Below are 20,790 nucleotides of genomic sequence, written 5' to 3' on the forward strand. Positions count from 1 at the left end.
AAAAAAGCTACAAAAAGTGCGCTTCATAACTACCCGGATTCTATCCATCTTTGCACTATGTCGCATATCAATGACACCATCACTGCACTCGCCACACCTCCGGGACAAGGAGCACTCGGCATTATCCGCGTCTCAGGTAAGCAGGCTATTTCCATTGTCAATGAGCTATTTAAGGGTAAAGATCTAACTCAGGTAGATTCGCATACCATCCATCTAGGAACAATCAGAAATGATCAAAACGAGATCATTGATGAGGTGTTGGTATCCATTTTCAAAGGGCCTCACTCCTACACCAAAGAAGATGTAATAGAAATATCCAGTCATGGGTCGCCATACATTCTTCAAAAGATATTGAGTTTGCTAGTCACCAAAGGTGCTCGGCTGGCAAAGCCAGGGGAGTTTACGCAAAAAGCATTTCTGAATGGGCGCTTCGATCTGACACAGGCAGAGGCTGTAGCGGACTTGATAGCCTCCGAGAATGCAGGTATGCAGCAAACAGCGATGAAGCAAATGCGCGGCGGTTTCTCAGATGAGATCAAAAACTTGCGAGAGCAGTTGGTTCATTTCGCATCCATGATTGAGCTGGAACTTGATTTTGCTGAAGAGGATGTAGAATTTGCCGACAGGCATGGACTCCTGGATCTTATTGCTAAGATTCAAACTTTGATTCAATCATTGATTGCCAGCTTTGAATATGGAAACGTGCTCAAGAACGGTGTACCAACGGTAATCGCTGGAAAACCAAACGCAGGCAAGTCTACACTTTTGAATGCGCTCCTGAATGAGGAAAAAGCCATTGTATCGGATGTTGCAGGGACTACACGTGATTTTATCGAAGATCAAATCTACCTGGATGGCATTGCTTTCCGCTTCATAGATACTGCTGGCCTCCGTGAAACGGACGATAAGGTAGAGAGTATCGGCGTGCAGCGGACATTGGAAAAGATGAAACTGGCAAGCCTTGTATTGTATTTGGTGGATTTGGAGAACGAAACAATTGACTCGATCGCTGATCAAGTCACTGAGTTACAAGCATCTGAGGCTCCCTTTTTGATTATTGGAAACAAGGTGGATTCGGGAAATAGTGAATTAATGAAATGGTTGGGTGATCGAGGGGATGCTATCATGATTTCCGCGAAGGAAAAAAGCAACTTGGACGAGCTCAAAAGCAGACTAAAGGCTTTCATCTCAATTCCAACTCAATCTGATGTGATCGTCACCAACGCTCGACACCTCCAAAGCCTACAGCAAACCGATGAGGCGCTCAACCGTGTAATTGAAGGCATCAACATGCAGATGAGTAATGATCTGGTAGCTCAGGATATCCGTTCTTCCCTCTTTCATTTGGGTGAGATCACCGGTGAAGTCACCACCGATGATTTGTTGGAGAATATCTTTAGCAAGTTTTGTATTGGGAAGTAAGCCCTATAATCTTAGTACTATCTTAGTATATAAATAGTTGATATTCAGTTATTTATGAAACCTTTTGATTATCTTTATAGTACAATAATTGATAGGATTTTGTTGCGCTTATGTGGCACAAGCAAGGGCGCAACAAAACGCAACAGGAAATACAATGAAGATAACCCTAAGAAAAAGAGAAAGGAAGACAAGGACTTCCCTGTACCTCGACATTTATGATGGAGGAGCTCGAAAGCAAGAGCCTTTAGACCTACACCTTTACAAACCAAATGGAAAAGCCCTCACTCCTGCTCAGAAGCGAGAGAACAAGGACATCCTAGAACTAGCCGAGAGAGTTAGAGCACAAAAACTACTAGACTATCAAAATGGAAAATTTGGATTCACTTCTATCAGCAATGCAAATAAATCATTTGTAAGGTACATGGAAGGACTTGCTGCTGATCGCATAAATAGCAAGGGAAACTATGGCAATTGGGATAGCGCTATTAAGCATCTTAAAAAGTATCTGAATGACAAGGATGTAAAGTTTAGTAAGATTAATAAGGAATGGCTTGCGGGATTTAAGAATTACCTAGAGAAGGAAGCAATTGCGCATGGGAATAAGCCGCTCTCTCAAAATTCAAAAAGCTGTTATTTCAACAAAATAAGAGCTGCCTTAAAGGAGGCCTTTCGTGATAAGTTGATCAATATAGATGTCGTGGGTCAGGTCAAGAGTATTAAAGCGGGAGAACCTGACAGAGAGTATCTCACTGAAGAAGAAGTTGAGCTATTGAAAAATACCGAATGTGAAATGTCAGTTCTTAAAGATGCATTCTTATTCAGCTGCCGTACGGGCATGCGTTGGTCTGACATCCAAAATTTGAAATGGGGTGACATTAGAAAAGATGAGGGTGGCCACAGCATCAAGTACCAGCAGAAGAAAACTAAAGGTCAAGAAATACTTCCAATTACTGATAATACCCTAAAGCACCTGGGCAAACCTGGAGCCCCTGATGAAAAAGTCTTCAGAGGGCTTAAGTACAGTGCCTGGAATAATTTAAAGCTCAGAGAGTGGGTAATGCAAGCTGGAATCAAAAAGAAAATTACTTTTCATTGTGCAAGACATACCTGTGCCACTCTCAACCTATATTATGGAAACGATATTACTATTGTAAAAGAAATCCTTGGTCAAAAGCATGTAAAGACAACTGAGATATATGTCAAAGTCATGAATAAGAGCAAGCGAGATGCAGTCAATAAAATATCGATCTAATGAGCAAATATGAAGATATGATCATCCAGCAGCTAAATACGCTGGATGATCGATTCTTTGACTGGTGCGTAAGCGAGTTTGAAAAACTAAGCCCAGACCAATCTGATACAGTTACAATTAAACATACTTGGTACTACCAGAGCGAAAGAGGCCAAGAGAAAGGCGAAGAAAAGCGTGAATATACGTTTGAGGAATTCTGCTGGTCACATACACATGAAGATGAGTTCCAAGACCCTGAGTTAGCCGCCGGTAAGGGTGTCTTTAGAATTATTGCCGATATCATCCAAAAGGCTTATCATATTGAGCATACTAAACAAGCAATTCTAGATGGAATAGCAATTGTTCAGAAAAATGCCAGTCGCATACCAACGGATCGACAAGAAAAGCTATTCGTGGTAACCAAAGGGGTTGAATATCTTAAATCTAGATTTGATCCTGAGCTACTGACTGATGGATATAAGCCCGGAAGGAATACGTTTGATGCTTTAGAGTTTAAACTTGACCAAACAGACTTGAGTGCATTGTTGAAGTTCCTCATTGACAAAAAATTGATTAAATCTCCAAAGAAAGATCTGTTAAGATTCGCATCAAATCGTTTTAAATGGTCTTATTATGAAAGTGATCTGGATATGAGAATGTACGACAGCAAAAGCTTCACAGACCTTAGTACCCAAGACTATGATAAGTTCTTAAAGGACAAACTTAATATTAAATAACGGTTCGGAATAATTACCACTCCGTACCTATCCAATTCAATGATCGTGAAGTAAAGCATAACTAAAATTTTATGCTTTATGCTAAAAAATTTAATCAATAAATTAGATGAAATAGAAAAGAGTCTATTTCATATCTCTATCAAGATTAAGGTAGATGTAAAACCAGTTTACACACCAAAAGATGTGGCGAAAATACTGGATGTATCGGTGCAGTATGTGTACCAGTTGATGTCTAAAGGTGAAATAGACTTTCACAAACCAGGAGGCAAGAAAGCCTACTTCAGTGCACAGCATATCCAAGACTATGCATTTCAGAATCATTGTAAGTCCAGACGGAAGATTTATAAAGAAGCAGTTGATTATGTGAACAATGAGGAAGGAGGTAATCATGATAAATGATCTAGCAACTAGGATCAAGAATCTAAAGCCGCCCTATTCAGACAAGGATTTACTTGATTTAGGAATTACAGAGATCCCATACATAATTGACATTCTGATACCTCAGAAATGCTTGGTGTTATTGCATGCTGAATCCAACATTGGTAAGAGTACCTTGTTGAGACAAATTGCATATTCAGTCGGTTACGGGTTAAATGACTTTTGCGGTTTCGATGTAAAAAAGAATGGTAAAGTACTCGTTCTTGCTTCTGAAGACATCATTGAATCATTATCATTCTATTTGAATAGTCTACCAAAAAACGTCAGCCAACAATTCTGTGGAAATGTCCAATATCTTCTAAATGGTTCAACTTTTAGGAAAGACCTGAAAGAGGCATGTAAGCATGAAAATTATTCCCTGATATTAGTTGATGCATTTGGTGATGTATTTAATGGAACCAACTCCAATAGCGCAGATGATGTCAGATCATTTTATAATGAATTTCAAGAAATATGTAATGAGCATAATTGCTCAGTTATATTCCTGCACCACAATACAAAAGCATCGGAAAATAATTCTAGCCACAAGAATAACGCATCAGGATCACAGGCCATTCAGGCGAGACCTAGAGTGACAATGGAGCTAAAAAGAAACCGTACCGATAATGAGCGTATACTATCTTTTGGTAAACACAACTATATATCAGATAAGGAACGAAAAAAGAGATACCGGTTGCGGTTTGAAAACCTCCATTATTCATTGATTGAAGTGAAAGATGATATTGACAATTATGAGATAGAGGCCTTAAAAACTAAAATCGAAGAAATAGTTCTATTAAACTTTGACAATGGCACCACTACTCTCAGAGAAATTGAAAATAGGTTAATAGAAAAAGGGTTTAAGAAAGGACAAGGCATAGGTAGAGGCACAATATCCAGCATTCTTAAACGGAATGGTAGAACTTAATGTCCGGCCGTCCAACCCCCTAAGGAAATATATGGACGGACAAGCCGCTTTAAACAATCTTAATTAATTTAGAGAAGCCTTTCACTATGTGAAGGGCTTTCTCTTATTTCACCGCATGGCAAAAACAACAACCAAGAAACCAACCAAACAAGAACCCCTTGAAAAGCAGCTCTGGGCTGCCGCAGACAAGCTCAGAAAGAACATCGACGCTGCTGAGTACAAACACATTGTATTGGGTTTGATCTTCTTAAAATACATCTCCGATGCATTTGAAGAACTCTACCAAAAACTGATTGCCGGTAAAGGAGATTACGCAGGAGCGGACCCGGAAGATAAAGACGAATACAAAGCAGAAAATGTATTCTTTGTCCCTCCTACTGCACGCTGGCCACATTTGCTGAGTAATGCCAAACTGCCAACGATTGGAAAGACCGTAGATGAGGCCATGGATGCGATTGAAGCCGAGAATGCATCTCTGAAGGGCGTTCTACCTAAAGTGTATGCCAGACAAAATCTTGATCCTACCAGTCTGGGTGAGTTAATTGACCTGATTGGAAATATAGCCCTGGGCGATGCTAAAGCCAGGAGTGCTGATGTGCTTGGACATGTCTTTGAATACTTCTTGGGTCAGTTCGCACTGGATGAAGGTAAGAAAGGTGGTCAGTTCTACACACCACGAAGCGTAGTGGAATTATTGGTGGAAATGCTGCAACCATACAAAGGCCGTGTCTTCGATCCCTGCTGCGGTTCCGGTGGAATGTTCGTACAGTCGGAGAAATTTGTGCAAGACCACCAGGGTAAGATCAATGACATCTCTATCTATGGACAGGAAAGCAACCAAACTACTTGGAGGTTATGTAAAATGAACCTGGCTATCCGTGGTATTGACAGCTCACAGGTTAAGTGGAATAATGAAGGTTCATTCCTGAATGATGCACACAAAGACCTTAAGGCGGATTACATCATTGCCAATCCTCCATTTAATGTAAGTGACTGGAGTGGCGAGGCTTTGCGTAATGATGCTCGATGGCAGTATGGTGTCCCTCCTACTGGGAATGCCAATTTCGGATGGGTGCAACACTTCCTGTACCACTTGGCACCTCAGGGCCTGGCCGGATTTGTTCTTGCGAACGGATCATTGAGTTCCAACTCCGGTGGTGAAGGAGAAATTCGTCAACGGTTGGTTGATGAGGACTTGGTAGAATGTATTGTGATGCTACCGAAAGCACTCTTCCTGAATACCGGCATTCCGGCCTGTCTTTGGTTCCTTCGACGAGGAAAGACCAAACGAAAAAATGAAGTCTTATTCATTGATGGTTCCGAGGTGGGCTACATGGTAAACCGGCGCAATAGGGCATTTACGGATGAGGATATTAAACACATGTCCGGAACATACAATCAATGGTTCAATGAAGATGAATACGAGGATATAAAAGGCTTCTGTAAATCAGCATCTGCAGAGGAAATTCAAAAACACAAATATGTACTCACCCCAGGCCGATACGTTGGCATCCCGGATGAAGAAGATGATGGTATCCCATTTGAAGAAAAGATGGAAAAGCTAACTATAGAGCTTAGGGAACAAATGGACGAAGCTCAAAAGTTGGATAAGGAAATTGCAAATCAACTTAAAGGGATAGGAATTGAAATATGAGCAATTGGTCAACTACTACCATAGGTGAATATTGTGATTTGTTAAATGGATATGCATTTAAGTCCAAAGACTTTATTGAAATGTATCTGCCAGATACATTACCCATACTTAAAATTAAAAATGTAGCTAATGGGGATGCCAATTTGAATGACGCAGTGTATCACAAGACTGATTCCAAATTGGAAAAGTATAAAGTCGAAAAAGGGGATATATTAATTGCTTTAACCGGTAATCATCCTATCGATAAAACACAAGTAGTTGGAGGAGTATCTCAATATAAGTTGTCAAAGCCAGCATTGCTTAATCAAAGAGTTGGTAAAATATATTCAACTAACGATAAAAAGCTAAGCAATCAATTCCTCTATTACTATCTCACTTGGTCAAGAACACAATTCTATATTGGAAATCAATCAAGTGGAAGCGCAAGTCAAGCCAATATATCAAAAGCTGATGTGCTTGGAATACCAATTTATACACCCCCCATAGATGAGCAGAATGAGATAGCCCAAACCCTATCAAATCTCGACCAAAAAATAGCACTACTCCGTCAACAAAATGAAACGCTTGAACAAATCGCTCAGACCTTATTCAAGCGGTGGTTCGTAGACCTTGAATTCCCGGATGAAAACGGTAATCCGTACAAATCTTCCGGTGGTAAAATGATCGCTTCTGAATTGGGTGAGATTCCGGAGGGGTGGAAAGTATACCATCTATCAGAGTTTGTCCAAATTCATAATGGCTATTCGTATAAAGGGGATGAGTTGCAAGAGTCAAATGAGGCCCTAGTAACACTTAAGAACTTTGATAGAACTGGTGGATTTCGATACGATGGTTTCAAAGAATTGGTAAGTGACAGGTATAAGGAAAAGCATTTGGTTTATCCTGGAGACTTAATCGTCGCACATACGGATCTAACTCAAGATGCTGAGGTATTAGGCAACCCTGCACTAATTCTCGAAAATCCCAAATATGAAAAGCTGATTATATCTATGGATTTAGTAAAGGTAGAATCAAAAGAACCCCTCATTTCAACTGAATTCCTATACTACTTAATGAAAGATCGTAATTTCAAATCTCATTGTGTTGGCTATTCAAATGGCACTACGGTTCTACACTTATCCAAGAGTGCCATTCCTGAATATGAAATTGCATTACCATCTGATTTAGCCTTAGCACAGAAGCTTGGCATAGTAACCAAATCAACAATTAGCAAAATAGCCAATAATACAAAGGAGATGAACACATTGATTAATCTAAGAGACACTCTCCTACCTAAACTGATGGGTGGAGAGATTAGAGTTAAAATGGAATAGATATGGAAAACCTACCTGAAATCATTCGTGCATATCAATATTGGATAGTTAGACTTGAGAAATCTGAGATACATCAATGGACTCAGGATCATAAGCAAATTGATTTCAATTGGAATTTCATTCCAAAATCATTCTCTCATTCAAAAGACGATCTTCAAATAGGGATTTCTAAGGCTTACCCAAAACTTCCACTGGAAAAAGTTAAATATTCAGCTAAAGCTTTACATATGCTGACTAAGATAGAAGAAGGTGACATCATCTTAGGTATTAGTTCAGACAACAAGGTGCAAACTATAGGAAGAGTTACTTCGAACTCAATGAATTCTGAAGGTAAGGCAAATAATATATCAAAAATTGTTTTGAAGCCAATTGCGAGTGAACTTAAACTAGAAAGCAAAGTCGATCTTATTCAATCACAGGAGGTACTAAGCACATTAACTCAAACCAAAATTAGAAAAGCTCAACTACCAATATCCATTAGAACAAAACAAATTGAAAGGCCGAGTGGAAGTGGTGAAAAGTTTCACATGAAATTTGAACCTGCGTTCTATCCGGATATGTATGGTGATGGTGAATATGGATGGAATAAAAAAAGTGCTACTAGCAAGCATGTAGAGAAAAGTTCAGAAGTTGGTGAGTATGATGGTATAGGTGAAGTATCTCTATTTTATGCTACAACTAGAGCACAAGGTAAGTCAACTAAGAAAGTAAAATATGGGAATAAATTCGGTGATCTTGAATATGGTCAATGCAAAGTGACAATTCCTACTAATCACAAACAAGGTGAAATAGAAAGGCCTATGAATATTCTCTCCTTCTCCCTAAGAGAGAACCCTAATAAACACATTGTGGTGGATAAAGTGGAGCCAGTAGATAAAAATTCATTCATCAAGCAATTAGACAAGGACCTATCGTCTCTTGAGAAAAAATCAGTTCTAATATTTGTCCATGGTTACAATAATTCCTTTGAAGAGGCTGCACGTCGAACTGCACAAATAGCATGGGATATACCATTCAAAGGATTGACCGGATTCTTTAGTTGGCCTTCTGCATCAAAGGCGGCAGGGTACTTTAAAGATATTGAATCAGCGGACGCTTCTATTCCTTCATTCGAATATTTCATTTCTGAATTAATGACAAACACCAATGCAGAGCAGGTTCATATTATAGCGCACAGCATGGGTAACAGAATAATGACTGTTGGACTAAATAACTTAAACAGCAATGCGAAGATGCGTAAGGAGATAGCTAAGAAAATAAGACAGATAGTTCTAGCTGCCCCTGATATTGACCAACTAGTATTCAAAAACACTATTCTGCCAAAGTTTAAGAATATTGGCAAGAGGCGCACCTTGTACGCTTCTGAAAATGATAAAGCATTGTGGCTGTCAGAACAAATTAGGAATCAGCCTCGTCTGGGTGATGCTGGAAAAGATCTGTTTGTTGATGGAGATTTAGATACGGTAGATACAACAGAGGTCAAATCTAACATCGCTCATCATGCTTATGCTTTCGATACTAAGGAACTTCTTACCGACCTTTATTATCTTCTAAACCAGGAGTTAGATCCATTGAATAGAAGACTAAGATCACAACTAAGGAATAGCTTACCATATTGGCTATTTCCTAAATAAACTGATAAGATTTAGAATAGTAATTGATTATGAGCAGCTTGACAGGTGTAGAACGTATTAAACTAGAAAAGCTCCTTCGAATGGATGGAGGTTATGTGCTTGAGTTCAGCAATAACTCATTTCAAAGCTTTATTGGGAGTAGTATTGGAATAGATATTTATGACAATAAATATGCAATACTAGGAGAATCAAAAGCCAACCGATTAAGAGCATTTTGGGAAATTGAGAATGATAAAATTGTAGCTGGTTTATTGAATGCGCTTATTCAGGTTTGGGAAATTGATACAGATGGACCAATAGTTGAAAATTCAAGGGCACTGCAAACTGATTGTGATAAAATTGTTGAAAGATTATCTGGGCAAAAATCACCTTCAACTGATGAGAGCATAAGCACCAAGCAGGAATTTCTTGAAAAACAGTTTGAAAGTGTAGTAATTGATAAACTACCAATGGATAGTGCTCTAATTCAGATTATGAAGAGTAGGATAAAGGAGATACAAATCAGTCTCTCCAATGGAGCAGCCTTAGCTTCAATAATACTTTCAGGTAGTACATTGGAGGGATTGCTTCTTGGAGTTGCTTCTAGCAATCCTAAACAATTTAACGAATGCAAAATAAGCCCTAAAAATTCGGACGATAAAGTAAAGGAATTCAGTAAATGGACTCTTTACGATATGATTAATGTAGCGTATGAATTGCGAATTCTTGGAAAAGATGTAAAAGAATATAGCCATAACTTAAGGGGCTTTCGAAACTATATACATCCTTATGAGCAGTGGTCATCAAAATTTAATCCGGATATTGATACAGCCAAAATAAGTTACCAAGTGTTATTGGCAGCAATCAACGATATTTTAAAGAATAAGATAAGTTGACCAAAATCACTGAAAACGATATTGAATTATTAGCAATTGAAGAACTGGAGAAACTAGGTTATTCCTATATCCATGGCCCTTCTATCGCGCCTGATGGAGAAGAACAGGAGCGAAGTAGCTACAGTGCTTGCGTCTTAATTGAGCGACTAAGAAATGCCGTAGGAAAACTTAACCCAGGCATTCCTATTGAGGCTCAAGCAGAAGCTGTAAGTCAGGTCTTAAGAATTGCTTCTCCCGAACTACTCACTAACAACGAGCAGTTCCATAGGATGCTAACCGAGGGTATTAAGGTTGACTATCAAAAGGATGGGATCACAAGAGGTGACTTAGTCTGGCTTGTTGATTTCGAGGAGCCAGAAAAGAATGAATTCCTAGTGGCTAATCAATACACGATCATAGAGGAAAGCAACAACAAGCGGCCTGATGTAATTCTATTTGTAAATGGATTACCGCTTGTGGTTATTGAACTCAAAAATCCAGGCAGTGAGCAGGCAACAATAAAATCTGCATTTAAGCAACTGGAAACATACAAAGCTACGATTCCAAGCCTCTTCACCTTCAACGCCCTGTTAGTTATATCTGATGGACTAGAAGCCAAGTCCGGGTCACTATCCGCTGGCCAGTCACGCTTCTTATCCTGGAAGACACAAGATGGAGAAACTGAGGCCTCAGCATTGAGCTCTGAACTCATCACCCTCATTCATGGCCAGCTTAAACCCCTTATCCTACTCGATTTAATTCGCCACTTTACGGTATTTGAAAAATCAAAGAAGGAAGATTTGAATACCGGGATTACTTCGGTAGTAACAGTGAAAAAAATCGCCGCATACCATCAATATCATGCGGTAAACAAAGCAGTCGATAGTACATTATTAGCTTCCAAAGAAGATGGTGATCGTAAAGGTGGAGTGGTATGGCATACCCAAGGTTCAGGCAAGTCCCTATCCATGGTATTCTACACGGGGAAGGTTGTACAACAATTAAATAACCCAACCATATTAGTGATAACAGATCGCAACGATCTGGATGACCAGCTCTTTGATACCTTCTCAGGGTCAACCCAATTGATCAGACAAACCCCTGTTCAAGCCAATAGCAGACAGCACTTAAAAGAATTGCTGAAAGTCGCTTCAGGTGGTGTCGTCTTTGCAACGATCCAAAAATTTCAACCGGATGAAGGGAACATCTATGAAACATTGACTGAACGAAAAAATGTGGTTGTTATCGCAGATGAAGCTCACAGAACCCAATATGGATTCAAAGCCAAGACCATTGATGATACAGACGAGCAAGGAAATATTATTGGCAAAAAGGTGGTCTATGGATTCGCAAAATATATGCGTGACGCATTACCAAATGCTACCTATCTGGGCTTCACAGGCACTCCTATTGAAAACACAGATGTCAATACACCTGCTGTATTCGGAAACTATGTAGACATCTACGATATAGCTCAGGCGGTGGAAGATGGTGCCACCGTTCGCATCTTCTATGAAAGCAGGCTAGCGAAAGTGAATCTCAGCGAAGAAGGTAAAAAACTGGTTGAGGAATTAGATGAAGAATTGAGCCAAGACGAATTGACAGAAAGCCAAAAAGCAAAAGCTAAGTGGACACAGCTTGAAGGTCTAATTGGAAGTCAAAAACGAATAGCAACCGTAGCAAAAGACATCATTATCCACTTCGAGCAAAGGCAGGAAGCTTTCGAAGGTAAAGGAATGATTGTAGGTATGTCAAGACGGATATGTGCTGACCTCTACGATGAGATTATCAAAATTCGACCTGAGTGGCATTCAGATGACTTAGCCAAAGGAGCCATCAAGGTAATCATGACTTCATCCTCTTCAGATGGTCCTAAAATGGCAAAGCATAACACAACTAAGGAACAACGAAGAGCATTGGCAGATCGAATGAAAGACCCGGATGATGAATTAAAACTGGTGATCGTTCGTGATATGTGGCTGACCGGATTCGATGCACCAAGTATGCACACATTATACATTGACAAGCCAATGAAAGGTCATAACCTGATGCAAGCTATTGCTAGGGTTAACAGGGTATACAAAGACAAACCAGGTGGATTGGTAGTGGATTATCTGGGAATCGCCTCTGACTTAAAGAAAGCCCTCTCCTTCTATTCCGAAAGCGGTGGTAAAGGTGACCCTACCATAGCCCAAGAAAAAGCGGTGCAGCTAATGTTAGAGAAATTGGAGGTTGTATCACAAATGTTCCACGAGAAGCCAGCAAGTGCTTATTCAGATGATTACAGCAAATTGGCGGCTGATCCAGATGTTCCGTACATAACAAAAGCTGATGGCTTCAAATATGAGGAATACTTTGATTCTGACACCCAGACCAAGCTTCAGATCATTCTGGCGGCAGAGGAACATATCCTAAGTCTTGAAGATGGAAAGAAGCGATTCATAAATGAGGTCACAGCATTATCCAAAGCATTTGCAATAGCCATACCTCATGAACAAGCCATTGACGCAAAAGATGAGATAGCTTTCTTCCAGGCAGTGAAAGCTCGTCTGTCCAAGTTTGATTCTATAGGGAATGGACGGACGGACGAAGATATTGAAACCACAATCAGACAAGTCATTGATCAGGCACTTGTATCTGAACAGGTGATAGATGTATTTGATGCAGCCGGAATTAAGAAGCCGGATATCTCTATCCTATCTGATGAATTCTTATTGGAAATAAAGGATATGAAGCATCAGAACGTGGCTCTAGAAACATTGAAAAAGCTACTCAATGATGAAATCAAAGCTAGAAGCAAAACCAACCTAATTCAAAGCAAATCCTTAATGGAAATGCTTGAGAATTCTATCAAGCGCTACCAGAATAAGATTCTTACCGCAGCTGAAGTCATTCAGGAGTTGATCAATATTGCCAAGGAAATCAAGAATGCTGATGAACGTGGAGAGTCCATGGGGCTAAGTGACTATGAGATGGCATTCTACGATGCTGTTGCTAATAATGAGAGCGCCCAAGAAGTGCTAGGTGATGATAAGCTCAGGGAGCTTGCGATCTACCTGGTAGAAACTGTAAAGTCTAATGCCACAATCGATTGGACAATCAAAGAAAACGTCCGAGCTAAATTGAAAGTAATGGTAAAACGTGCATTGCGTAAATTCGGCTATCCACCAGATCAACAAAAGCTAGCTACTGAAACAGTGCTCCGTCAGGCAGAAATGTTAGCAGATTACTTTGTGAAGTAAGTATGAAACAAACCATCATATATAGTCTTTCCTTCCTAATAATCCATATCGGATTCGGTCAGATTGATGATGTAGCTGGTGAAATAGAAGATTCGTATAACAATTATAAAAGTGCTTTAGAAAGCATTTCGTCGGCGTTAGATTATATTGAATCTGCCAAGAGGGCACAATATACATCTGATGCAAACAGCTATGCTAGTTATGCAGAATCTGAAATATCAGATGCAATTGGTTATGCTAATAATGCCAAAAAATACGCTGGATATGCAGAGGATGAAGCCAACGATATAAAATGTGATGATGCTGAAGAGTATGCTTATGATGCATCAAGAGATTTCAACAGTGCATCAAGTTACTTGGATGATGCAGAAAGTAATCTATCCACTGCAGCCTACGAATCTGATGGAGAGTGGATAGTTAGCAACCTTAATGATGCTTTATCAGATATTGAAGATGCTGTAACAGATCTTAATAATGCTGTATCAGATTTGAAGTATTCGCTTGAAAGTCTAGAAGATTGCAGGATTAACGTTAAAAATTATTCTTCTTCATTAGTTACATGTAATGATCTATTGGATTTCATAAAAGAAGAAGGTTACGTCAAGGCTACTATGTCCTCATACGTGCTGGATTCTAAGTGGCTTTATAAAGTTACTGCATATTCTTATGACTATGATATATATGTTGTTGCTGAAATCAAAAAGAATGAATATTCGTATCAAACCAACACTTACATCTTCTGTGATGTCCCTGACAGCAATTGGCGAAATTTCAGGTACGGAGGATATGGTGACTCTGATTCATACGGTGAGAGATTCCACAAGTACATAATGAATAATAAATGTGAATGTCAATAATCCGTAGAAGTAAATAGAACAGTATGTAAATCCTTACCGATCTTTAAATCAAACTGGATCGCATGTGCATCTCTATCTACCTTTGGTATCTTCAAGAATACATATCCATAGTGAAAATCCCCATAATAAAGTGTGACTGGTTTCATTATAGATTCTTCAATTGAGGTTAGGTTCTCTAATTGCTGCTCTTGCATCCTTTGCAATCTCATTCTTGAAATTTCCTGTGATGATTTAGCTTTATTAGGATCATAGGTGGATTGATAACTGGTTGCACTTCCACTTACTACGTTTCCATAATTATCACGCACGGTAGCATTAGTTTGGGTAGTCGTAGTAGTCTGCCCAGCATTATAGTTACTCATCGCTTCGCCCAAAGAAGTCCAGAACATTCTTGAATTTTGCTTCTTAGCGATTTCATCCAAATAATCCTTATGTGAGTATGTCTCATAAATCACCCTTTCATAATTTCTATCTAAACCAGTAATGGTTAAGCTTTCTGATGGGATAAAATTCAGTCTTTCACCGTTATATTGAATTGCAAGATCGACAACTACCTCCCATTTTCCAGTTCGTTGGAGATGAATTCCAACCGTAGAAAAATCTAGTCTTGAAATAAGATATCCCTTCCCATTGATAAATTCCACGTACTTCGTTGTGTCAATATCAGTCAATTCTGGCTTATACTCATATTCATATTGTGCTGAAACAGTTGTTACATTAATCATTAGAATAGACCAAAGTAGAATTCTCATAGAGATAATAGTGATGGACATATATCAAATTTAACTGATTTAGATGGTTTCCATTCACAGAGAGGGAATCAAAGACCCCATAATTCCTAACTTATGAGAAAGTTCAGAAATCCATTTTAAACCTCAGCTATAAGATAATCTCCACAATAAAAGGTTCTTAACTGATCATTTCAGATTTCAAAAAATAAAAAATTTTAAAAATTCTGTTCGGACAATGGGTACTACCCCGAGTACCCCCGACCCTCTCGCAAGGGAAAAAATCCCAGAAATTCATTCATTTAAATTCATTTATTATGACTTGTGAAAAATTCTTAAAAGACGCAGGTGAAAAGTTCCACGATAACCTGCCCGAACGAATCAAAATTCTAGGCCCAATTGATGATGCTAGCGAAGTAAAACATGAGCAGATAATCAGTAGAAAAAGTAAAGACGGCTATGAGTTTAGATTAGCTGTTGATGTAGAGATTCCCGGCCTAAAAGGGAAGAGAAATCTCATGGTTAGAACAGATGATATTAAAGATAAATATCGAGTACATGGATGTAAGCATTTAATTGAAACGGTAAATCCAACCACCAATCAAGTAACTATTCCTAAAGGTGCATTCACCTTCTGTGTAGTCTGAGAAAGCTAATTGCATCACCCTCACCCAAACCCCACTTTACGGCCTGATGGGGATTTGGGTAAGGTCTTGCAATTCCATTCTGATTATTCGCATTCTAACATCAAAATTCATTGCTATGATCCGATTAGAAAAGCTCAGACATGAGTTAGACACTGGAGTGTACTCTGCCCAAAGATGTAGCTACCAACCAGCACAAAGTGAAGTAATAGACTCATTAGGTATAGGAATTAGGAAAACGCTGATTACTCGAGAAAGTAAAGTGATAGATATTTATTGCGTTCAGAAAAATAAAGTAGCTATTGGAAGCAGAGTCTTAGTTGGTGAAAGACCAATTGAGGATGCGTTGTATTCCATTGGATGGTTCATAAAGTACGAAGTGAAAGGAGGATATTTGGTGGGTATTCGGAAAGGCATATTCTTGTGATATGTGGCATAATTCGGTGGGTCTTCTGATCCACGTGGTTATAAGGCGTTCCTCCTTCGCTTTGCCTCAATAATACCGCCAGATTAGCAGCACTTGTACCAAGAGCTACTTACCCCTACGGGGCATATCTGTCATTATTATTGAATGCAAAAAGCTCAGTCCTCACCCGCTGCTCTCTGTCCTCAAATAAGCTCCTTACCCTCATACCCTACCATAGCCCATTTGAGTCCATCGCAGCTCGATGTTTATGCGGACCTGCGTACTCGTCGCCACGCTGCGCTTACCCAAGGGCGTCCTAGCGGACTCTTCCCTTAAGAGACTCCTCGCTTCCGCAAAGGTCCGCTAATGAAATTAAGACTTAATTTTGACTGCTACAGGGACTTATGAATATTACAAATGGCAAAAAAACCAATTACAGATAGAATAGAATTAACAAAAGACCCAGAGCAATTTAAATCGACCCTTACTGAAAGGATTGCCAAGGGAAATGAACTCTTAAAAAAAGATATTCGCACAGAGAACGAGTTCGAAGAAGCTTCCAGTCAATTTCGGAAATGGGATAAATACAATTCTGAATTTCTCAAATCCTCCTTTAGCGCCTCTTCGAACGAGTATAAAAAAGAATATGATAATTGCGCTACTTTCGTTGGAACATTTGATTTACTTAATGGAAACCCTAGAAGTGAAGTAGATAATTATATTGAAAGCTTTAGAACCAAAATTAATAATCTTGAAAGCTTAGTAGAAATAACCGAATTACTAACAATACAACAAGACATAGCTCCATTAAAACCTCAATTATTTGCTGCAAAACAAATGTCTGATATTGAAATATTTATTAGTCATAATAGTAAAGACAAAAAAATAGCAGATCTACTAATAATCACTTTAAGAACCGCTTTGAATTTGCCTACTAAATCTATAAGATGCACTAGCGTCGATGGATACAAACTTCCAATAGGCGCTCAAACAGATGAGACCTTAAGAGATGAAATTAGGGAATCCAAGGTGTTCCTTGGACTTTTGTCAGCAGAAAGTATCAAATCTCATTATGTGTTATTTGAGCTGGGTGCAGCATGGGGATTGGGAGCATCGTTATTCCCAATTCTAATTGATCCAACAGGTTATGATCTACTAAAAGGACCAATCACAGGAGTCAATGCAGCTAACTTTTGTAATGAAGAGCAAATAGTGCAAACAATTGAAGAAATTGGAAAAAAACTTGGTACCAGCAGCGTTGAGAGTTACACATCCTATTCTTCATTAGTCAAACAATTGGTAAAACTTTGCCAAGAAAATGCTTAGTTAAAAGTCTTCATCAAGAATGTGAAAGACCCAATAATGACCTAGTTCAGGTAAGGCTACATGAAGTTTAATACACGCCTTACCATTCATATTATCAAAGTCATAATAGGAATCAGCTCCTACTAAGCACCTTAAGTCTTTATCAAGTCCATTATCCCTGAAAAGTCCAGTAGTTGAAAGTCCCCAATTTGGATCAGCTTCTTCATTCGTGGTTAAGGCGGAGATTGAATAGATAACATTGTTATCGGACATCTTAATTACATAAGCATCATCCATTACTTGAGTTAGTCTACCTACTCTTGACTGGTCAGAATACAAGCTCAGTTGACCACCTTTCATCTGGTAAATAGATATCTTGAATACATCATGCTTCTTAAAGGCATGGGTGACTTTAACTTCATCTTGTGAATGACTCTCGAAAGTGGAAAAAATTAATAATAGACACAGTGGTCGGAATAAAAATTTCATATTCCTAAGTTAGAAATAATTTAACATTTATAGCTCTTTAGAGCTACTTAATTGGAATAATTTGATTACTTCTTTACAGGATGGAATTGGAGGCCATCCTAGCTAAAGAAATCAAGAAACTCAGACAAGATGCTGGACTTACCCAGGCAGAGCTAGGAGCTAAAACTGGATTGGATGCTAACTACATTTCAAAATTGGAACGCAACGAGAAAACACCTCGATTTGCTACCATGTTAAAGATTTGTCATGCAGTCAATACCACGCTTTCAGCCCTAGTAATTCGAGTTGAGGAACAACTCAAGATTGGTGAATAGTCAGACTCGTGGAGCAGATTTAATTCAAGTCTAAATCCCTTTACGGATTGCTTGGCACACCTCCCTCACATTCTGCAAAAGACTTCCGCATAAAGCCATCACACATTCCATTCTAGTTTATTCGGATTCCTTTTGCCTCAATCCGATAAAGTGATTTGGTGGATCGCCAATTAAATCATGTTCCATCAAAATCGAATTATCATGACTAAACAATTCAAATCATTAGTAGGCGAAATCCAAGTAGATTATCACGTCAAGGAAAAACCAAAGGCGAAGATTAAAAACTCTGAAGATGCTGTCAATCAACTTAAACCACTATTCAAAAGAATAAACTATAAAGAGCAAGCATACATGTTACTTCTGAACCGAGCTAATAATACCCTGGGTTGGGTCAGACTAAGTGAAGGAGGAATCTTCGGAACAGTAATGGACATAAGAATTATCCTTCAACATGCTTTAATGGCTCATGCCACTGGAATAATTCTCGCTCACAATCATCCTTCTGGAAACCTTAACCCTAGTCAACAAGATATTCAGATTACAAGACAAATTAGAAAAGGCACCAAATTGCTTGAAATTGGCTTACTTGATCATATAATTATAACTAGTAATTCGTTTTATAGTATGGCTGATAATGGTATCATTTAATACTACCTTTATCTAACCTAATTTTAGATCATTGAAAAGAGTACCATCCATATTCATCTCTTATAATCCTAACTCACATGAAGAAGAAACTTTGGCTGTTAGGTTGCAAACCATTGGAGCTGTAAGCGGCTTTGAAATGTTTCTTCCTGATAGGTATGGAAAGAACTACGTGGATGATGAAACGGTAAGAAGGATTAAATCAGCTGACTACTTCATAATCTTTGCTACCAACAAACTCAGCAGAATTGTTCTTGAAGAGATTAGCATAGCATATGAGCATTTCCAAGACCCTTCAAAAATACTTGTCATTTGCAACATGTATCATTCAAATAGTATTGGAATCGATCATAGCGAAATGACATTGGTAGAGTTTAATCCACAAGCCGAGGGAGTTGAAGCTGCAACCAAAGCAGCGCTAGATATAATATCTAAGAAAGAAAAATCTAACCAAAACAAAAATGAGATTGATGGACTATTAGCGTTCCTAGGAATTGGTCTTGGCCTCCTTGCACTTATTTCTCTCTTCAGCAAAGACGAGTAGATGCCTAAACCTGTAGCAATTGTTGATAATTCTTTCATGGCCCAGGCCACTCTGCTGAATGAAATTCGCTTCTTAGACAGGATAAGACTACTATTTGACCACCTCCTTTTCCCAGAAGAAGTAATCAAGGAATTTACGCCAAGAAAAGACATTCCAGAAAATAAAATTAGAAATCAAATAATTGGCTCGCTTTCAGTATCTCAAGGATTCTATCGCATTTGTAATTCGAAAGATCAAATGATACTGACATTCCTAAAATCCATAGACAAGGTAGACGCTGGGGAAGCAGAAGCCATCTCACAAGCTAGCGTCCGTTCAATACCATTTATTCTAATCGATGACAAGAAAGCTATCGTACGAGTACAAGAAAAATTTGGTCATCTTCGATTCTTCAATGTTCTAACCCTAATTTCGTTGCTAGAGCTAAACGAACTCCTTCCTTCTTACCAAAGGAGTTTAGAACTCTATTACGGAATCAGACGATTTAATTCGAGAGAGTTGAGAGAAGCATATATTGTTGCCGCTGCTCACCTAGGTTTGAATAAATCCAAAAAAGAAATTTCTCAAAAAACCAGCTTGACTAAATTAGGTATCGGAAAAATAAATAAGTAATTATTGTTATAATCTTGTTGCGCTAGTGTTGCGCCAATTACCTAACTAATTGATTATCAATATCTGTTACATTCTGTATTGGGAAATAGTTAATCTTCCATTTCAGGTTTGAAGAGCAGCGTTAACCTCAGACCTTAACTCCTGATAAAAATTCAGGATGTAGAAAATAACAATCAGCCCTCCCAGTCTGCCAACCAGCATACCAATGTAGATTAGTATATCCAGCGTTGCTCCTTCTGGCATATAAACGCCAACAACATGAGTTGGAAGAATAATTAATCCCACGACTGCTCCCAGATAACCTGCAGTCTTTAATAAAGGTCGTTCAGAGGATTTAGAGAATATCAATGATAACGAGAACAGGGTCACGGCTACCAGATGAATTGTAACAATGAGATTGATAGAATCTCCGGCACCTACACCTTGATAAAATAGGTACACCGTCGAATAAAGTATCAAAAAAGTGATGGCAGACAATAAACTGAATGCAAAAGCTACTTTATACTTTTTTAAATGCAGGTAGACAAGAAAGACAATCTCTAAGATTAGAACGTTAATCCCATCAATGATTGTCAGATTTGGAAATGCGACGAACTCTGTAAACTCAGTCCCATGAATGAGGCTATTAAACAGCCAAAAACAGCCAAACAGTCCAACTATCGTAAATACAATGATGCCGGTTATGTAGAGGTTTCTATGCATACTTTAAAGGTACCAAATGTGCACTATCTACTCAAATGTGCATTTTCATGGCTTATTTGTTCAGGACCCACTCAGTCTGCTCCATCTAATTTGATCCAGAGAGGATCATAGA

At 38.7% G+C, this 20,790-nt stretch carries 21 protein-coding genes; 18 read left to right on the top strand and 3 right to left on the bottom strand.

Translation table 11 applies throughout. The annotated features are described in order from the left end of the window. Positions 1-57 precede the first annotated feature (57 nt). The 11 genes from mnmE to ABJF57_RS06560 all read left to right on the top strand — a co-directional run bounded on the left by mnmE (position 58) and on the right by ABJF57_RS06560 (position 14,289). A complete protein-coding gene (gene mnmE, locus ABJF57_RS06510; RefSeq protein WP_462233544.1) occupies positions 58-1,422 on the top strand; it encodes a tRNA uridine-5-carboxymethylaminomethyl(34) synthesis GTPase MnmE in 1,365 nt (454 codons plus the stop codon). 154 nt (positions 1,423-1,576) lie between these two features. Next, positions 1,577-2,674: a phage integrase SAM-like domain-containing protein gene (locus tag ABJF57_RS06515; protein ID WP_462233546.1), complete on the top strand. Its 1,098-nt coding sequence runs from the start codon at positions 1,577-1,579 to the stop codon at positions 2,672-2,674. Next, on the top strand, positions 2,674-3,390 hold the full coding sequence (locus ABJF57_RS06520; protein ID WP_462233547.1) for a hypothetical protein: 717 nt from the start codon (positions 2,674-2,676) through the stop codon (positions 3,388-3,390). The genes ABJF57_RS06515 and ABJF57_RS06520 overlap by 1 nt, the downstream gene beginning before the upstream one ends. Positions 3,391-3,468: 78 nt before the next feature. Continuing rightward, complete coding sequence (locus tag ABJF57_RS06525; RefSeq protein ID WP_462233548.1) at positions 3,469-3,789, top strand: helix-turn-helix domain-containing protein; 321 nt, start codon at positions 3,469-3,471, stop codon at positions 3,787-3,789. Next, positions 3,761-4,735, top strand: a complete 975-nt coding sequence (locus tag ABJF57_RS06530; protein WP_462233550.1) for an AAA family ATPase — start codon at positions 3,761-3,763, stop codon at positions 4,733-4,735. The genes ABJF57_RS06525 and ABJF57_RS06530 overlap by 29 nt, the downstream gene beginning before the upstream one ends. Positions 4,736-4,850: 115 nt before the next feature. Beyond that, positions 4,851-6,389 (top strand): class I SAM-dependent DNA methyltransferase, encoded by a 1,539-nt coding sequence (locus ABJF57_RS06535; protein WP_462233552.1) that lies wholly within the window; start codon positions 4,851-4,853, stop codon positions 6,387-6,389. Next, positions 6,386-7,702 (top strand): restriction endonuclease subunit S, encoded by a 1,317-nt coding sequence (locus tag ABJF57_RS06540; protein ID WP_462233553.1) that lies wholly within the window; start codon positions 6,386-6,388, stop codon positions 7,700-7,702. The genes ABJF57_RS06535 and ABJF57_RS06540 overlap by 4 nt, the downstream gene beginning before the upstream one ends. A 2-nt stretch (positions 7,703-7,704) precedes the next feature. Next, positions 7,705-9,336 (top strand): alpha/beta hydrolase, encoded by a 1,632-nt coding sequence (locus tag ABJF57_RS06545; RefSeq protein ID WP_462233555.1) that lies wholly within the window; start codon positions 7,705-7,707, stop codon positions 9,334-9,336. 29 nt (positions 9,337-9,365) lie between these two features. Further along, positions 9,366-10,211: a hypothetical protein gene (locus ABJF57_RS06550; protein WP_462233557.1), complete on the top strand. Its 846-nt coding sequence runs from the start codon at positions 9,366-9,368 to the stop codon at positions 10,209-10,211. Further along, positions 10,208-13,432, top strand: coding sequence for a type I restriction endonuclease subunit R (locus ABJF57_RS06555; protein ID WP_462233559.1), 3,225 nt, complete (start codon positions 10,208-10,210; stop codon positions 13,430-13,432). The genes ABJF57_RS06550 and ABJF57_RS06555 overlap by 4 nt, the downstream gene beginning before the upstream one ends. 2 nt (positions 13,433-13,434) lie before the next feature. Continuing rightward, positions 13,435-14,289 carry a hypothetical protein gene (locus tag ABJF57_RS06560; RefSeq protein WP_462233561.1) on the top strand — a complete coding sequence of 285 codons (855 nt, stop codon included), beginning with the start codon at positions 13,435-13,437 and terminating at the stop codon, positions 14,287-14,289. Here ABJF57_RS06560 and ABJF57_RS06565 read toward each other — a convergent pair. Next, positions 14,283-15,041 (bottom strand): hypothetical protein, encoded by a 759-nt coding sequence (locus ABJF57_RS06565; RefSeq protein ID WP_462233563.1) that lies wholly within the window; start codon positions 15,039-15,041, stop codon positions 14,283-14,285. The genes ABJF57_RS06560 and ABJF57_RS06565 overlap by 7 nt on opposite strands. Before the next feature lie 293 nt (positions 15,042-15,334). Here ABJF57_RS06565 and ABJF57_RS06570 point away from each other — a divergent pair, with 293 nt between their 5' ends. The 3 genes from ABJF57_RS06570 to ABJF57_RS06580 all read left to right on the top strand — a co-directional run bounded on the left by ABJF57_RS06570 (position 15,335) and on the right by ABJF57_RS06580 (position 17,393). Beyond that, on the top strand, positions 15,335-15,664 hold the full coding sequence (locus ABJF57_RS06570; RefSeq protein WP_462233565.1) for a hypothetical protein: 330 nt from the start codon (positions 15,335-15,337) through the stop codon (positions 15,662-15,664). A gap of 115 nt (positions 15,665-15,779) precedes the next feature. Then, entirely contained in the window at positions 15,780-16,088 is a 309-nt protein-coding gene (locus ABJF57_RS06575) for a hypothetical protein (protein WP_462233567.1), read from the top strand. Between the two features lie 396 nt (positions 16,089-16,484). Further along, positions 16,485-17,393, top strand: a complete 909-nt coding sequence (locus ABJF57_RS06580; RefSeq protein ID WP_462233569.1) for a toll/interleukin-1 receptor domain-containing protein — start codon at positions 16,485-16,487, stop codon at positions 17,391-17,393. On the opposite strand, the gene ABJF57_RS06585 is transcribed toward ABJF57_RS06580, so the two are convergent. Further along, positions 17,394-17,861: a hypothetical protein gene (locus ABJF57_RS06585; protein ID WP_462233571.1), complete on the bottom strand. Its 468-nt coding sequence runs from the start codon at positions 17,859-17,861 to the stop codon at positions 17,394-17,396. A gap of 80 nt (positions 17,862-17,941) precedes the next feature. On the opposite strand from ABJF57_RS06585, the gene ABJF57_RS06590 reads away from it, so the two are divergent. The 4 genes from ABJF57_RS06590 (at position 17,942) to ABJF57_RS06605 (ending at position 19,976) form a co-directional block, all read left to right on the top strand. After that, positions 17,942-18,175: a helix-turn-helix domain-containing protein gene (locus ABJF57_RS06590; RefSeq protein ID WP_462233572.1), complete on the top strand. Its 234-nt coding sequence runs from the start codon at positions 17,942-17,944 to the stop codon at positions 18,173-18,175. Between the two features lie 201 nt (positions 18,176-18,376). Continuing rightward, positions 18,377-18,823 carry a JAB domain-containing protein gene (locus ABJF57_RS06595; protein WP_462233574.1) on the top strand — a complete coding sequence of 149 codons (447 nt, stop codon included), beginning with the start codon at positions 18,377-18,379 and terminating at the stop codon, positions 18,821-18,823. Positions 18,824-18,854: 31 nt separating this feature from the next. Further along, positions 18,855-19,364 carry a hypothetical protein gene (locus ABJF57_RS06600; RefSeq protein WP_462233576.1) on the top strand — a complete coding sequence of 170 codons (510 nt, stop codon included), beginning with the start codon at positions 18,855-18,857 and terminating at the stop codon, positions 19,362-19,364. Continuing rightward, a complete protein-coding gene (locus tag ABJF57_RS06605) occupies positions 19,365-19,976 on the top strand; it encodes a hypothetical protein (protein WP_462233578.1) in 612 nt (203 codons plus the stop codon). A 102-nt stretch (positions 19,977-20,078) separates the two neighbouring features. Here the strand turns inward: ABJF57_RS06605 and ABJF57_RS06610 are convergent, their stop codons facing one another. Continuing rightward, positions 20,079-20,678, bottom strand: a complete 600-nt coding sequence (locus ABJF57_RS06610; protein WP_462233580.1) for a hypothetical protein — start codon at positions 20,676-20,678, stop codon at positions 20,079-20,081. Positions 20,679-20,790 lie beyond the last annotated feature (112 nt).

The sequence above is a fragment of the Ekhidna sp. genome (assembly GCF_039940915.1).
Classification (GTDB): Bacteria; Bacteroidota; Bacteroidia; order Cytophagales; family Cyclobacteriaceae; genus Ekhidna.